This is a genomic window from Hymenobacter defluvii, from assembly GCF_017589435.1.
Classification (GTDB): Bacteria; Bacteroidota; Bacteroidia; order Cytophagales; family Hymenobacteraceae; genus Hymenobacter; species Hymenobacter profundi.
Genome location: NZ_JAGETX010000002.1, coordinates 340,587 through 355,922, shown reverse-complemented (window position 1 = coordinate 355,922; position 15,336 = coordinate 340,587). Strand labels below are relative to the sequence as shown.

Annotated in this window: 11 protein-coding genes; 5 read left to right on the top strand and 6 right to left on the bottom strand. The window is 58.0% G+C overall.

What is annotated here, in order from left to right; genetic code table 11:
• Positions 1–127: 127 nt before the first annotated feature.
• The 4 genes from J4D97_RS05620 to J4D97_RS05605 all read left to right on the top strand — a co-directional run bounded on the left by J4D97_RS05620 (position 128) and on the right by J4D97_RS05605 (position 5,314).
• Positions 128–970 (top strand): prephenate dehydrogenase, encoded by an 843-nt coding sequence (locus J4D97_RS05620; RefSeq protein WP_208306728.1) that lies wholly within the window; start codon positions 128–130, stop codon positions 968–970.
• Positions 971–1,114: 144 nt separating this feature from the next.
• A complete protein-coding gene (locus J4D97_RS05615; RefSeq protein WP_185281663.1) occupies positions 1,115–2,209 on the top strand; it encodes a chorismate mutase in 1,095 nt (364 codons plus the stop codon).
• 194 nt (positions 2,210–2,403) lie between these two features.
• Positions 2,404–3,783 carry a lysophospholipid acyltransferase family protein gene (locus tag J4D97_RS05610; protein WP_208306727.1) on the top strand — a complete coding sequence of 460 codons (1,380 nt, stop codon included), beginning with the start codon at positions 2,404–2,406 and terminating at the stop codon, positions 3,781–3,783.
• An 88-nt stretch (positions 3,784–3,871) separates the two neighbouring features.
• Positions 3,872–5,314, top strand: coding sequence for a hypothetical protein (locus J4D97_RS05605; protein WP_208306726.1), 1,443 nt, complete (start codon positions 3,872–3,874; stop codon positions 5,312–5,314).
• Positions 5,315–5,342: 28 nt separating this feature from the next.
• Here the strand turns inward: J4D97_RS05605 and J4D97_RS05600 are convergent, their stop codons facing one another.
• The 6 genes from J4D97_RS05600 to J4D97_RS05575 all read right to left on the bottom strand — a co-directional run bounded on the left by J4D97_RS05600 (position 5,343) and on the right by J4D97_RS05575 (position 13,183).
• A complete protein-coding gene (locus J4D97_RS05600; RefSeq protein WP_208306725.1) occupies positions 5,343–5,957 on the bottom strand; it encodes a hypothetical protein in 615 nt (204 codons plus the stop codon).
• A 1-nt stretch (position 5,958) separates the two neighbouring features.
• The gene (locus J4D97_RS05595; protein WP_208306724.1) at positions 5,959–6,792 is read right to left on the bottom strand and encodes a metallophosphoesterase family protein; all 834 of its coding nucleotides are present in this window, start codon (positions 6,790–6,792) and stop codon (positions 5,959–5,961) included.
• A gap of 240 nt (positions 6,793–7,032) precedes the next feature.
• The gene (locus J4D97_RS05590; protein WP_208306723.1) at positions 7,033–8,697 is read right to left on the bottom strand and encodes an FAD-dependent oxidoreductase; all 1,665 of its coding nucleotides are present in this window, start codon (positions 8,695–8,697) and stop codon (positions 7,033–7,035) included.
• Positions 8,698–8,858: 161 nt separating this feature from the next.
• The gene (locus tag J4D97_RS05585; RefSeq protein WP_208306722.1) at positions 8,859–10,244 is read right to left on the bottom strand and encodes a sensor histidine kinase; all 1,386 of its coding nucleotides are present in this window, start codon (positions 10,242–10,244) and stop codon (positions 8,859–8,861) included.
• Positions 10,245–10,419: 175 nt separating this feature from the next.
• A complete protein-coding gene (locus J4D97_RS05580) occupies positions 10,420–11,847 on the bottom strand; it encodes a T9SS type A sorting domain-containing protein (protein ID WP_208306721.1) in 1,428 nt (475 codons plus the stop codon).
• 31 nt (positions 11,848–11,878) lie between these two features.
• Positions 11,879–13,183, bottom strand: a complete 1,305-nt coding sequence (locus tag J4D97_RS05575; protein ID WP_208306720.1) for a hypothetical protein — start codon at positions 13,181–13,183, stop codon at positions 11,879–11,881.
• 551 nt (positions 13,184–13,734) lie between these two features.
• On the opposite strand from J4D97_RS05575, the gene radA reads away from it, so the two are divergent.
• On the top strand, positions 13,735–15,123 hold the full coding sequence (gene radA, locus J4D97_RS05570; RefSeq protein WP_185281655.1) for a DNA repair protein RadA: 1,389 nt from the start codon (positions 13,735–13,737) through the stop codon (positions 15,121–15,123).
• Positions 15,124–15,336: the final 213 nt, after the last annotated feature.

Below are 15,336 nucleotides of genomic sequence, written 5' to 3'. Positions count from 1 at the left end.
AAACAATGAGCGGTTGATGGCAAGCAATTGCTCATTGTTAATTACACACTACCCATTGCCTCTTGGCTTCCCCTCTCCCGGAGGGGAGGGGGCCGGGGGGTGGGGTGAAAACAACCAAAAATCAATTATGATAGTCACGGTAGTAGGGGTAGGGCTAATTGGTGGGTCGCTGGTGCTGAGCATGAAGCAGCACGGCGTAGCCACGCACGTCATTGGGGTAGACCACAACCCTACCCACCTGCGCGAAGCCGCCGCCCGTCACCTCATCGATGAGGGCAGCACCGACCTGCCCGCGGCCGTGCGCCGCGCCGACCTGATTATCCTGGCCGTGCCTATGGACGCGCTGCTTTCCGTGCTGCCTGCGGTGCTCGATCTGGCAGAAGATCAAGTGGTTATCGACGTGGGCTCTACCAAGAAAGCGCTGCTTGATGTGGTGCGCACGCACCCCAAACGTAGCCGTTTCGTGGCGGTACACCCCATGGCGGGCACCGAGTTTTCGGGGCCGGAGGCGGCGGTGCCGGAGCTGTTTCGCGACAAAACCCTGGTGCTCTGCGACGCCGAAGACAGCGCCGCCGACGCCGTGGCGCGGGTGGAGCAGGTAGCCGACGCCCTAGGCATGCGGCGCGTGTACCTGGGCGGCGCCGAGCACGATATGCACGTGGCCTACGTGTCGCACATTTCGCACATCACGTCGTTTGCCTTGGCGCTCACCGTGTTAGAGAAAGAACGCGACGAGCAGCGTATCTTTGAGCTGGCCAGTACGGGTTTTTCCTCCACGGTGCGTCTGGCCAAAAGCTCCTCGGCCATGTGGGTGCCCATCTTCCGCCAAAATCGTGAAAACGTGCTCGACGTGCTCGACGAACACCTGCGCCAGCTTCAACACATGCGCGACGTGCTGGCGCGGGAAGACTACCCGGCCTTCACCGACCTCATTCACCAAGCCAACCACATCAAACGCATTCTGAAATAACATTTTTCTGTCATTCTGAGTGAAGTGAAGGACCTTATCACGACAGAACAATACGGTTGATAGTAACTATCTGACGCATGATCGTTCAGCCGTAATAAGGTCCTTCGCTCCGCTCAGGATAACACAATTTCTCCTACCATACCTATGAACACCTCTCTCGAAACCCAGACGCTGGGCGCGGCCGTAGCCGCCAAGAAACCACTGATTATCTCCGGGCCGTGCTCGGCTGAAACGGAGGAGCAACTGATTGCTACTTGCACGCAACTAGCCGCCACCGGCCAGGTAGACATGCTGCGCGCCGGCATCTGGAAGCCCCGCACCAAGCCCGGTTTGTTCGAAGGAATTGGCACCAAAGGTCTGCCTTGGCTGAAGAAGGCCCGCGAGCTGACCGGCCTACCTACTACCATTGAGGTAGCCACGGCCCGCCACGTAGAAGACGCTCTGACGTTTGACGTGGACGCCCTGTGGATTGGCGCTCGCACCACTGTAAACCCGTTTTCGGTGCAGGAAGTGGCCGACGCCCTGCGCGGCGTAGACGTGCCCGTGTTCATCAAAAACCCCATCAACCCCGACCTGGAACTGTGGACGGGGGCCGTGGAGCGCATCGCAAAAGCCGGCGTGAAGCAGATTGGCCTGATTCACCGGGGCTTCGCGTCGTACGGTAACACGCAGTACCGCAACGCGCCCATGTGGCACTTGGCCATTGAGATGAAGCGCCGGATGCCGCACATGCACATGATCTGCGACCCGAGCCACATCTGCGGCAACCGCCACATGCTGGCCGAAGTGGCCCAAAAGTCCCTCGATCTGGACTACGACGGCCTAATTATCGAGTCGCACATCGACCCGGACAATGCTTGGAGTGATGCCAAGCAACAAGTGACGCCCGAACGCCTGGGCGAGCTGTTGGCAGGTCTGCACTGGCGCCGCGAAACCACCGATAAGCAGGAGTTCCTGAGCGCTCTGGCCAAGCTGCGTGAGCAAATCAACCACATCGACGACGAGGTGTTGCAGCTGCTGGGTCAGCGCATGCAGATTGCCGAGCGCATTGGCGAGTACAAGCGCGACAACAACATCACCATCCTGCAAACGGCCCGCTGGAACGATATCCTGGACCGCGGCGTGCAGAAAGGTGCCAAGCTGGGCCTCACCGAAGATTTCATCCTGAAATACCTCGATGCCATTCACCTGGAGTCCATCAACCGCCAGAACAAGGTGATGAGCAAGAAGGCGGAGTAGGGTAGGGGCTATTTAATTTTGGCTGTCATCCTGAACGCAGTGAAGGACCTTTTCACGTGAGAACGAGTCGTTGGTACGCTCGTCGTTCTCACGTGAAAAGGTCCTTCACTGCGTTCAGGATGACAGGAGAAAGCAGAATGACATCAGTATAAAAGAAACTTGCCCGTACGCGAAAATCCCCCGTATTTAGGCCCATGCTCTTTTACACCGTCATGAAGCCCGTGGTGCAGGTGGCGCTGCGCGTATTTTTCCGCAAGCTTGAAATCCGGCGGCACAACCGGTTGCAAACCAAAGGACCGCTGCTAATCGCCAGCAACCACCCCAACACCCTGATGGACCCGCTGGTGGTGGCTGCCAACCGTCGGGAGCCGGTGTTCTTCCTGGCGAAAAGCACGTTTTTCAAAAATCCGATTCTGCGGGCCGTAATGGAATCGGGCAACTGTATTCCGGTATATCGGCGGCAGGATACAGAGAGCGGCGCCGAAAAGCTGACGCCGGAGGAAATAACGGCCCGCAACGAGGCCGCTTTCAGCCGCAGCTACGACCACTTTGACCGGGGCGGCACGCTGATGATTTTCCCGGAAGGCACCAGCGTGAGCGAGCGGCGCCTGCGTCCGCTTAAAACCGGTGCCGCCCGCATTGCGCTGGGTGCCGAGGCCCGGCGCGACTTTCAGTTGGGCCTGCACATTCTACCCATTGGCATCAACTACTTCGACCCTACCCACTTCCGCTCCGACGTGCTGGTGAACCCGGCCCGCCTGATTCGGGTGGCCGACTACGCCGCCGCCTACCGCCAGGACCCCGAAGCCGCCGCCGACGCGCTGACTGAGGAAATCCGGCAGCGCTTGGAAAAGCACCTGGTCATCACCCGCGACGCGTCGGAAGATGAGCTGGTGCTCAACATCGAGCGCACCTTTGGCGACCACCTCAATCCTGACGACGACCCCAACACGCTTTACGACAACTTCCAGCTGAGCCGCACGCTGCTACAAGCCGTAACGTATTTCGAGCACCACGACCCGAATAGGCTGAACGAAGTGCGCGAAAAGCTGACCGCCTACCTTGGTGACCTACACCGCCTGCGCCTCACCGACGAAGCCTTAGAGCCGCAAGAGCCCCGGTCGTCGCGCCTCACGCGGGCCGTGAAGACGACGGCCAAGCTGGTGCTGGGCCTACCGGTATATTTGTATGGCGTGCTGAATAACTACGTGCCTTATATCCTACCCTCTGTGGTGGCCAAGCGCGCCACAAAGGATGTGGAGTTTGTGGCGCCGCTGCTGTTGTCGGTGGGCATTATCACGTTTAGCGCCAGCTACGCGGCCCAAACGGCGCTGGTGCACCACTATACCAAAGACTGGCGTTGGACGGCGTTGTACTTCCTCAGCCTACCCATCACGGGCTTCTACGCCCTGAGCTATTGGAACAACCTAGAAGCCCGCCGGCACCGACTGCGGGCGTCAAAACTATTCAGGCAACAGCCAGCCGAGGGCGAAAGCCTACTCCAACAGCGGGCCGATATTCTGCGCCTGCTTAGCGAGGCCAGCCAGGAATATTTGGTGGGTAAGAAGAGGTAGGGAGTGTCCATCTATCTTTGTCTCAAGCAGAGGAAGTGCGTTGAGCGAAAGCGACGCACTGTATACACCCTGCGTTTAGTGACAGTATATGTGGTTATCGTCTCGTGTGCACAAGCTGGTGCTGGTTCTGCTGCTGCTGGCTCTGCTACCCTTTCTGCTCTTGTGCTTTTATAATCAGCCCTACTTAGATGACTACAGTGCGGCTATTATATTCCGTGAATACGGGGCTTGGGGCGCACAAGCCTTTTTGTACCAGAACTTAAACGGCCGATACGTAGCGTCTTTTCTATTAACGGTGTTCAACCCGCTGTCTTATGGCTGGCAGAGCGGAATATGGGCGGCCAACCTGACCATTATACTACTGACGCTGGTCGCATTGTGGGGTAGCATCCGTAGCCTCACGGGCCGCGTATTCAGCCCACTGGCTATTAGCGTGCTCACAGTGGGGCTGTTTTTGGTGTTTGTGGCGGCTATTCCTGATATTCAATCGGCGCTCTACTGGTTTGCGTCACAGGCCACGCACCATATAGCCAGCCTGTTGCTGTTGCTGATTCCGGTGGTGGTAGTACGTGCTCATCAGGCTTCTACTCCGGGGCGCCGTGCGCTATGGCTACTAGCTGCCGCTGCCGGAACTATTTTTGTGGGCGGTTCCAGCGAGTTGGTAGCGATTCTGCTGGGTTGGTTGTACGTAGTGGCAAGTGGCATCAGTTTGCAACGGCGCGAGTTCCGAAACGCAGGGGTATGGCTGAGTCTGCTGCTACTGCTGGCTGCTGCTGTGCTTGTGGATGCCTGGGCGCCAAGCTACATGAGTCGTCTCAACCGAACAGTAAATGATGTGCATGCAGACTTGCCGGCTAAGTTTCTTACGTTTTGGAATCCGGCGTGGCTGCTAAAGGCGTTGCAATTGCTGCTCTGGCAGCCTAGCACGTTGCTACTACTGGTAGTGCCATTGCTGCTACAACCTTGGGCTACCCGGTTGGTGGCCGTCCGCCCACCTGGCTTCCAATTACCGTTGTCCATTAGCGGTCCGGTCTTGTTGCTGGGCGTTTTTCTGGGCGGGTTTCTGATGCAGATAGAAGTTTCCACGCAATACATTGTGGCTCGTTGCGCCAACGTGCTGCTATGGTGGCTGTTGCTGGGATGGCTGGCCGCCTGCTGGGCGGCCTTGCCCGCAGTGCCGCCCACTACCAGGGTAGCCCCTATGCAATCAGTACGAGCAATTAGTCTGCTGCTGCTAAGTGTACTGGTGGCTGCGCCTGTATGGCGGGCATGGCGGGAGTTGCTAGTAGAAGCTCCTGACTGGAGCCAGCAAAGCGAGCAGCGCTATGACGCCCTCCGCCGCATAGCCCGACACTCGCCTCATACCAACGTGCAGTTTCCTCCCATCCGTCATGTCACGCCCCACTACGTACTGATTCGAGGCTACGATATTCTACCCGTATACAATTCGCCTTATAACCGCGATATGGCCCGCTATTTCGGCGTCGATTCTGTACGGGTAGACCCAACGGCCCGCGATGCGGCTTTCTAAGCAGATTGTTGAATCAGTATTAAGCAACCTATAAATCCACCCCCACGCCCACGCCCAAGGTCAGTATCTGATCCAGACTTAGGCCTTTATGGTTGGGTAGATAACTCACTAGGTATAAATCATTGGTGCCCAGTTCATAATAAAGCGAAACGTCGCGCTTGCCGCCGGTAGCGCGGGGTAGTACCAGGGCTACCCGGCTACCCAAAAAGGCCCCGGCGCGCAGGGTAGGCGTCCACCAATAGTAGCCACGGTAGCCGTATTTGTCGGCGCTGTTGCGGTTGATCTGGGCAGCAGGCGTATAGTTCACCAGCCCGCCCACTGACAAGGGTAGTAGGCGCCACCGCTCCGCCAGCCGCACCGAAAACGGCGAGTACGTAGCTTTAGCCGTGAAAATGGCAAAGGCCCGGTGTCCAGTGTAGCGCGCCGGCACGTAGCCCACCAACACATCGGCATCGAAGCGGTGCGGATGCGAACTGGGTGAGTAGCCCGCGCCAGCCGTTATCATCCCAATGCCGCCGCCAGTTTGCAGCACAGCATGGTCGGGCACGTACCAGGGGCGCGGGGTAGGGCCCTCGGTGGATTGCGCCGTGGCTGACCAGCCGCTCAGTAGCAGCCCCGCGAAAAGAGTAGCTGTGTGCCGCATACTAATACGAAATGGTTTCAAGCTTGTACTGATGCCGACCCCAAAGCGTGAGCACCAAATAGTTGCGCTGCGCCACACTGTAGCCGCTGATGTAGGTGACGCGCCCTGGAACGGGCTGGCGTACGTAGAATTTATCGTTGTGGCCGGTGAGGTGCAGCACCAGGCGCGGCGCCTGCTCCAGCGCACTGGTGTAAGCGGGTGTTACGGCCGTGTCGAAGTCGCCGTCGTCGGGCGGTACATGAGCCATCACCACTTGGCGGCGCACGCCTACCGTATCGGCTAGCTGCTGTTGCAGCCAGGGCACATCGGGCACATGGCCATTGAACTCATACTCGCGGCCGTTGGTGTTTACTAGGATAAAGCGCGTGCCGGCGTAGGTGAACGAGTAGTTCAGCGGACCAAATATTTTCTGGTAGGCCTCGCGCCCGTTCTGCGTCAAATCATGGTTACCCACCACCGTGAGGTAGGGCACGTTCAGCTTCTTGAATTCATCATTCACCCAGCGCATTTCCCGAGCCAGACCGAAATCGGAAATATCGCCGCCTACCAGCACCATCGCCAAGCCGCGCTGTTGGTTGATGCTGGCTACCAGGGGCGGAACATCGTCGTAATAACGTTGCGAGTCGGAGGTGAACACAAAACGGAGCGTGTCGCCGCTGGTGGGCACGGGCTGCTGGGCCAGAGCCGCCAGGTTTTTGCGCGTCAGGTCGCGCTCCGAAGCGGGGGCGCGGGTGTCATTCGGGCTAAATTCGAGCAGGTCGCAACTTGTGGTGGCCGCTGCCAGGGCGCCCAGCAGTAGCCCGACGGCCAGCCGGGAAATTGTAAAATCAGCCATGCAAGAAGCCGTCGGCGTTATGGCGACGGTGCCATCTATACCGGGCAGCATAGTGTTGTGTTTCGGAAGAATAAATAGAAAGAGTGAGCCGCCGCCAGCCGTTTCCACAAAACCGTGTGTAGCGCACCGCCACCGGACAATCTGACACCCACGCTATTTTCGCGTTTCCTTGCACTTTCGTCACGGAATGACGTTCCGGATTCCGTTTAGTATGACGGGCAAATTCCCGCGTTTCCTACCCTACTCATCCAGATACTGGTGCACGAACTTAATGGCCATTGAGCCCTCGCCCACCGCCGAGGCCACGCGGGCCATGGCGCCGGTGCGGGCGTCGCCGGCCGCGAATACGCCGGGCACGCAGGTTTCGAGCAGGTAGGGCTCCCGGTTGTGCTTCCAGGCCTGGGGGTAGCGCGGGTCGGCCACCAGGTCGCGGCCGGTGAGCAAGAATCCTTTGGGGTCGCAAATCACGCTATCCTGTATCCACTCGGTGCTAGGCTTAGTGCCGATGAAGATAAACAGCGCCTGCGCCTCGCGCGCTTCTACTTGGCCATTGTTGTTGATAACGACTTCTTCCAAATGTCCCTCTCCGCGCACCTCCTGTACCTGCGTGTAGGGCATAATGGTGATGTTGGCCGTGTCGCCGATCTGCTCAATCAGGTAGGCCGACATGCTGGCCGCCAACGACTCACCCCGAATCAGGATGTAGACGTGGCGGGCGTAGGTGGCCAGGTACATAGCAGCTTGCCCTGCCGAGTTGCCGCCGCCCACAATGTACACGTCGCGGGCCTCGCAGGAGCGCGCCTCGGTACGGGCGGCGCCGTAGTAGATGCCCGCGCCGTTGAGGCGGTCCATACCGGGCACTTGCAGCTGGCGGTAGCTCACGCCGGTGGTCAGCACCACGGCGCGGGTGCGGATTTCGCTGCCGTCGGTCAGGGTCAGTACTTTATAGTAGCCATCCTGCACGCACATTTCCTGTACTTCCTGCGGGGCCAGCAGCTCGGCACCCAGGCGGGTGGCCTGCATCCAGGCGCGGTGGGTCAGCTCGGCACCGCTCAGGCCTGTCGGAAAGCCCAAGTAGTTTTCGATGCGGGTGCTAGTGCCGGCCTGGCCACCAGGGGTTTGACGCTCAATTACCAGCGTTTTCAATCCTTCCGAAGCGCCATATACGGCGGCGGCCAGCCCAGCCGGCCCGGCGCCTACCACCACCACATCGTATAGCTCCTGCGCGGCCTTGGATGCCAAGCCTATTTTGGTGGCAATGGCCGCCCGCTCGGGCCGGGCCAGGGCGGTGCCATCCTCAAAAATAACCACCGGCAAATCGGCAGCGGCGTACTCGGTGCCGGCCAGCAGGCCTTCCGCATCGGGGTTGTTCTCGTAGTCGAGCCACTGGTAGGGCACCATGTAGCCGGCCAGAAAGTCTTTCAGCTCATGCGAAAGCGGCGACCATTGAAACCCAATCAACCGCAGCCCCTCGAAACGGGGGCGGTAGGTGGCCTGCCAAGCGGCCAGTAAGTCGCGCAGGCTGGGGTAAAGCAATTCCTCCGGTGGGTCCCAGGGCTTGAGCAGGTAGTAGTCGAGGTGGGCGTTATTGATGGCCCGGATGGCGGCCGTGGTATCGGCATACGCCGTGAGCAGTACGCGCTTGGTATCGGGAAAGAGTGCACGCGCCTGTTCCAGCAGCTCTACCCCTTCCAGGCCAGGCATACGCTGATCAGCCAGAATGAGGGCCAGCGGCTCCTGGCGTTGGTGCAGCTCGCGGATGGTTTCCAGGGCCTCATCGCCGGACGAGGCGCGTAGAATGCGGTAGTCGCGCCGAAACTCGCGGCGCAGGTCGCGGTCCACGGCGCTCAACACCTGCGGGTCGTCATCAACGGCAAGAATAATCGGTTTTTTATCGGTAGCCATTAGGGTTGTGGGGTAGGGGCGCGTTGCACGCGCCCAGCGGGGTAGGGCAGTTTAGAGTAGGAAGTGCGTAACACGCGCCCGGCAGAGGGTAAGCCAGAATTTCTCGGAGGAAACTACCGAATGAACCTGAATAAACAACGACGGGCGCGTACAACGCGCCCCTACGCCGGCAGCCAGGCGCAAAACTCCGTGCGGCCGGGCACGGAACTGACCTCCAGCTTGCCGCCGTGGTTGGCAATGATGCGCTGGGCAATATCGAGGCCCAGGCCCGAACCCGCGCCGGCCTGCTTGGTAGAGAAGAACGGCTCGAAGATACGCGGCAGCACGTCGGCCGGAATGCCAGGGCCGTTATCGATGATGCACACCTGCACGAACCCGTTTTCCAGCCGGGTGCGCAACGTGATTTCGCCGCCTCGTTCGGGTAGGGCGTCGATAGCGTTGTCGAGCAGGTTGGTCCAGACTTGGTTGAGGCTGCTGGCTTGCCCCCGCACGCGGGGCAAGTCGGGCGCAAACTCGCGCACTACCGTAATGTGCTTGTGCCGCAGGGGGTAGCTCAGAATATTAAGCGTGCTGCGCAGGCCAGCCGTCACATCGAGCGGGGCGTAGTCGGTGCCGCGGTCCATGTGGGAGTAGGTTTTCACGTCCGTCACCAGTTGCGTAATGCGGCTGCCGGCCTCCTGAATATCGCGCAGCAGGCGCTGGGTGGTGAGGTGGCTGGCCAGCCAGGCAAAGGCCGCCGGGCGAGCCGCTTGGGGTAGCTGGTCAGCCATAATGGTTAACTCGGGCACAGCCAGCTCCGCTTCCAATAGGCTGGCTGCTAGCGTATAGCCATCGGGTACGCCTTGGTCTTCCAGCCAGTCTACCAACTCATCCTCCCGGTCGGCGCAGGCCAGCGCCGACATGGGCGTGGCGTTGCCGATGGGGGTGGCCGTAGCCAAGGCTGTCAGCTGAATAAGAGCGGCTGGGTCGAGGCAATGCTCGCCCAGGGCGCGCAGCAGGGTAGGCGCAGCGGCCGTCTGCTCACTCAGGTTGGCGGCGGCGCGGGCAATGGCGGCGGCGGGGTTATTCAGCTCGTGCGCCAGCCCCGCCGACAGCTTACCCAGGGCGCGCAGCTTATCGTCGCGCTCCTGCGAGCGGGCCTCCTCGCGTACCCGGTCGCTCATCATGCCCACCAGGCGCTGTACCAGCTCGGGGCTTACGCTTTCTAGCGCGGCAAATTGGTCGCGGTGCAGGCGGTAGATGGTGGTGTCGCCCAGGGTCACGCCGTAGCCTTTGCCAGCTTGCAAACGCGAGTAGGGGAGCAGCCCGGTTATCTGCCCCGCCGTAGCCCGAAACTTAGGCTCGCGCTGCCCATTTTGCACCGAAAAATACTGAATGCCACCGCGCAGCACGGCCAGCAGGTAATCAATGGGCGCGCCGGGCGTCATCGTTTCGGCGCCACTTGGGTATTCCCGTATTTCGCCGTGAGCGTGCAGCCAGTCGAGTACTTCGGCAGGTAGATCGGCGAAGGCCGTAATAACCGTGAGGTTGGCGGTGGAGGTTACCATGGCTTACTTATTCTGAATATGCGGTTGACTGCTAGCGTGTCTGTAAGAACGTCTACAGCGAGTATTCAGAGCAAGAACAATCTTTTGGGCAATATGTCTAGCTTACAGTACACCCAACGGCCCGGCTACCAATGTGGTAGCCGGGCCGTTGGGTGTACTGTAAGCTAGTCGTAGCCTACTGCTTCACTACCCGCACCATGCGACGGGCAGCAGCTTGCTGAATAGCCAGAAAATAAATGCCAGTCGGAAAGCTAGCTACTTCCGGTAATGATATGTCGGAAGTTCCACTGGGTAGGGCCAGTTGCCGGGTGCACAGCGTGCGGCCCGTAGCATCGGTTAGCGTTAGGGTAGCAATGCCCGCCTGCGGTGCCAGAATGCGCGCTACTAACGACTGGCCGAATGGGTTAGGAAACGGCTGTACGGCCAAAGTTTGCGCCGCTGTGCTCACCGTCAAGATTTGCACCGTCGAGTAGGAGGTTGTGCCATCTGTATCTACTTGGCGCAGACGGTAGTATAGCAGCGGTGCGTCGTAGCGGGCCACACGACTATCCGTGTAGGTATAGTTGGTGCGCTGGCTGGTAGTACCCTGGCCGGCTACCTCAGCCACCTTCTGAAATTTTTGTCCATCCACACTCACTTCCACGTCGAAGTGGGCGCTGTTTTTTTCTGATGCCGTCGCCCAACTCAGCCAGGCATCGTTGGCGCGGCGCTCGGCCGAGAACCGAGTCAGTTCCACGGGCAGAGGATTGCTTTGATTGCTGATTGTCAGACGGTCAAAGCTGGTGGTAGTGGTGCTGATGCTGCGGGTAGTGGAGGCGTCCGCGGCGGCCCCCGCCCCGTTCCAAGGAGCAGTGGCCGTAGCCTGCCGCCAAATCAGAACGCGAGAAAAATCGGTGAGGCCGTTGTCATTGTCGGGCAGCCAGGCCAGCGTGATGGGCACGGCACCGGTAGGCGCCGTACTCGTCGTCACGGTCCAGATTCGGTCAATGCTTTTGTTGTTACCGAAGGTGCCATAGCTGGTACCGGCCGTAGCCAGGCCGGCGGTGCGCGTCACCGTCACCTGGCCCAGGTTCTGCCCGTTACCACCAATGGTAGCGCTGTTGGTGAAGTTAGTGGCGCTAGTCACGTTAGTACGCGTCACGCGCAGGTTGCCTTGCACGTAGCGGCCAGTAGCCTCACCACTTACACTGGCCTCGTTGGTTAGGCTGATGATGGCGTTGGCCGCGGTTCGTACCATGCCTGCAGTTAGCTTCAGCTGTTGAGTGATGCCCAAATCGGTGGGCACGCTCACGCCTTGGGCGCTGGTGTTGTTCACTTCCAGTTGGGCTACGCTAGCGCCGCCTGGCGTCAGCGTTTGGGCCGTGGTTCCGCTCAGCAGTACCAGCCCCGACGAAGCTACTGTGCCCGCGTTGGTGAGGTTACCCGCTACCCAAAGTGTGCCCGCATTGGTGAGTGTGCTACTCGCTTTGTTATCGAGCGCACCCGGAATATATAACGTTGCGCCCTGCTGCACTGTCAGGATGCCGCCGTTGTTGGTGAGCGTTTGGGCAGCCAACGGACCGGCCAGCAAGGCCAGTAGTAGCGTAGGATAGAGCTGTTTCATGGGATCCATGGAGAGTAGCAACATCCTGCGACTAGCGTCCGATTACAATCCAGTCCGTACCATCACTCTGAATCGAGATGCGGTTGCCCGCAGCTAGTGAAGAAAGGTTGGTGTTGGTTACGTCGTCGTAAATATTTCCGGAGGTACTCACATTGAGCGCAACGTTGGAAGCAGCATTACTGGCATTAATAATAGTATACAGGCGTCCGGGGCAGGTGCTGGCCTGAGGTACAGTGATGGTTGTGCAGGCCGCCAAGCGCCGCACCGTCTGATGCGTATTATCCAAGATTAAGCTGGTAGCAGTACCGGTAGTTACATACGGAATGGCTACAGCGCCGCCCACGCTCAGCGTGCTGGTAGGAGCGGTGGTACCATTTAGGCCAATTCCTACATTACCGCCGTTGGGGTTCAGCTTAAGAGCATAGTTGGTGCTCAGATCGGTAGGGTTGGTGCTCTGTAGCCAGTTGCCGTTGGTGCCGCTGCTACCCAAATCCAGGCTCACACTGCCATTATCGCGAAAACGGGCAATATGGCCGCCGCTCTGCGTAGTGCCGGTTGCATTGGGGTTTGCAGCTCCTGTTCCTACAATGCTAAGTCGAATGGCGGGGGCATCAGTTCCCAAACCCAAATTACCGGTCTGAGTTAGGGTCATCAGGTTTTTACTGATAGTGGAATTTGCTGACCACGTCACCCAGCTAAACGTTTTGCCTCCTTCATCCGGAATGCCCGAGGATAGCGAGCTAGCACGCATAAATATTCCCCAACGGCCTAAGCCAGCATAAGCGCCGCTTGTGAATTTGTCCCAACCACGGGTAATCAGGGGCGCATCACTGGCATTTAGGATCAGGCCGTAGGTAGAGCGGCTGTACAGGCTACCGTCGGTAGTGATGCGCAAGCGTTCAGTATTACCAGTTCGGAATACCAAATCTTTGTTATCAGTAGAACCTATGAAGTCGGTGCCGGGACTAGTATTTCCTTCCACTCCCGGGTTGGTACCCGGATCAGTACCCGTATTACCGCTGCGCTGCCAGGCTGAACTGGTAGCCTGGCCTGAAGGTAGTGCTACCCAAGCACCGCTAGAAAAATACCAGAAACCCGGTTGAGTACCATTGGTCTGATACACTAGCATTCCTTCCGAAGTGGTAGTGACAGCCGTACGCTGGGCCTGCGTCATGCGCGGGATTAATAGACCTTTGTTGCTATTAGCACCCGCAGAAATGTCCAGCGCCGCGTTAGCGTCGGGGGTAGTAGTGCCAACGCCTACCGCCTGAGCGTGAGCGTTAAAAGCAAACGCGCTGAGAGATAACCCCAGCCAAAAGCAGTAAGCGTGATTCATAAGATAAGGTAGAAGGAATTTATAAATTCCCCATTTGGGAGGTTTTATTTATTTCTGTACAAAAATAGGATAAAAGGATAATATTGACCAAAATAGAAGTGCTGTGAAAATAGGGTATTGTGCTATATAGTATACATCTAGCTGCTAACTGGATAAGTTAATGTTTCTTACTTAATATATTATAAATCAGTAATTTATATGTTTTATGATGTTGCTAATAATGTAATTATTTATATTTTATTTTAGATTTATATAAGTCATATTTTTTATGAAAAAATATAAATAAAATAGTTTAGCACGGTCGTGAAGCTAATGGTCTTTTGTATCAATATGGGAAAGACGGGTAATAGAAGCATATAAATATTCATATGGTGTGCGCAAACCATCATAAGCTGACTATAAACAACAATCCTGACTTGCAGCGAAGTAGGCTATAATCCTAATAGGCTACGCGGATAGGAACGGTGCCAAAAGGTGTCTGCTAAAAAGCCGTTTCTTGCCAAACTTTTTAGCGGCTCTTACCAGTTATAGTAGTTCACATTCAGTAGTCAATGGCCAAGATCAAAACCCTTTATTTCTGCCAGAACTGTGGGGCACAATCCGTGAAGTGGATCGGCCGCTGCCCCAGCTGCGGCGAGTGGAATACCTACGTGGAAGAAGTGGTACAGAAAGAAGACACCAAAGTGGCGGGCTCCTGGAAGCCGCCTACCGCGGCGCCTACCCTCAGCAAAGTGGCCAAGCCCCGGCCCGTAAGCGAGATTCACTACGAGGAAGAAGCCCGCATTGCCACCCAGGATGGCGAGCTGAACCGGGTGCTGGGCGGTGGCATTGTGCCCGGCTCGCTGGTGCTCATCGGCGGGGAGCCGGGCATCGGCAAAAGCACGCTGATGTTGCAGATTGCCATGTCGCTCAGGCGGTTGAAGGTGCTCTACGTGTCGGGCGAGGAAAGCGAGCAGCAGATCAAGATGCGCGCCGAACGGCTGGGCGACCAGCACCCCGGCTGCTACATCCTCACCGAAACCAACACCCAGAACATCTTCAAGCAGATTGACCAGCTTCAGCCCAACATCCTCATCATCGACTCCATCCAAACCCTGCACTCGGGGCTGGTAGAGTCGGGGGCGGGCTCGGTGAGCCAAGTGCGCGAATGCACCGCCGAGCTGCTGAAGTACGCAAAGGAAACCGGCGTGCCGGTGATGCTCATCGGCCACATCACCAAAGACGGCAGTATTGCCGGCCCCAAAATCCTGGAGCACATGGTGGATACTGTGTTGCAGTTTGAGGGCGACCGGCACCTGAGTTACCGCATCCTACGCACCACCAAAAACCGCTTTGGATCTACCTCTGAGTTAGGTATTTACGAGATGCAGGGCGCCGGGCTACGGCAAGTGAGCAACCCCTCGGAAATCCTGCTTTCCCAGCGCCACGGCGAGGAGCTAAGTGGCATGGCCATTGGGGCTACCCTAGAAGGCAACCGCCCGTTGCTGGTGGAGGTGCAGGCCCTCGTGACGCCTGCTACCTACGGCACGCCCCAGCGCTCGGCTACGGGCTTCGACAGCAAGCGGCTGCAAATGCTGCTGGCCGTGCTGGAAAAGCGCTCGGGCCTGCGACTGGGTCAGCACGACGTGTTTCTGAACATTGCCGGCGGCTTGCGTCTCGACGACCCCGCCCTGGACCTGGCCGTATGCGCCGCCGTGGTCAGTTCCCTCAACGATATCCCGATTCGCGGTGAGGTGTGCTTGGCGGCGGAAGTAGGACTAAGCGGCGAAATCCGGGCCGTAAGCAGGCTCGATCAACGCTTGGGTGAGGCCGAAAAGCTAGGGTTTGCTGAAATGTACATTTCTCAGTTCAACGCCCGCGGCCTAGATCTAGCCCGCTACGGTATTCGGGTGCAGCCCGCTGGCCGCCTCGATGAGGTGCTGAGTGGTCTGTTTGGTTAAATAAAATTGCGTGCTATCAATAAAGTAATGCCACGGCGTAGCAGCCGTGGCATTACTATTGTTGACAAGCAACAACTGCGGCGCTAGCGAAACGTATCGATGGTGCCGGGGTTACGAAAAAAGACTTCGTTCGGATTGAATATCCTATATAGAAGTCTAGTATCTTCGATTAAATAATTGTCTTTTACCGCGAATACCATTGCTTATATGGTC

Coding starts and splice junctions, on each gene's coding strand:
- J4D97_RS05620 (WP_208306728.1), top strand. CDS start 128: ATGATAGTCACGGTAGTAGGGGTAGGGCTAATTGGTGGGTCGCTGGTG.
- J4D97_RS05615 (WP_185281663.1), top strand. CDS start 1,115: ATGAACACCTCTCTCGAAACCCAGACGCTGGGCGCGGCCGTAGCCGCC.
- J4D97_RS05610 (WP_208306727.1), top strand. CDS start 2,404: ATGCTCTTTTACACCGTCATGAAGCCCGTGGTGCAGGTGGCGCTGCGC.
- J4D97_RS05605 (WP_208306726.1), top strand. CDS start 3,872: ATGTGGTTATCGTCTCGTGTGCACAAGCTGGTGCTGGTTCTGCTGCTG.
- J4D97_RS05600 (WP_208306725.1), bottom strand. CDS start 5,957: ATGCGGCACACAGCTACTCTTTTCGCGGGGCTGCTACTGAGCGGCTGG.
- J4D97_RS05595 (WP_208306724.1), bottom strand. CDS start 6,792: ATGGCTGATTTTACAATTTCCCGGCTGGCCGTCGGGCTACTGCTGGGC.
- J4D97_RS05590 (WP_208306723.1), bottom strand. CDS start 8,697: ATGGCTACCGATAAAAAACCGATTATTCTTGCCGTTGATGACGACCCG.
- J4D97_RS05585 (WP_208306722.1), bottom strand. CDS start 10,244: ATGGTAACCTCCACCGCCAACCTCACGGTTATTACGGCCTTCGCCGAT.
- J4D97_RS05580 (WP_208306721.1), bottom strand. CDS start 11,847: ATGAAACAGCTCTATCCTACGCTACTACTGGCCTTGCTGGCCGGTCCG.
- J4D97_RS05575 (WP_208306720.1), bottom strand. CDS start 13,183: ATGAATCACGCTTACTGCTTTTGGCTGGGGTTATCTCTCAGCGCGTTT.
- radA (WP_185281655.1), top strand. CDS start 13,735: ATGGCCAAGATCAAAACCCTTTATTTCTGCCAGAACTGTGGGGCACAA.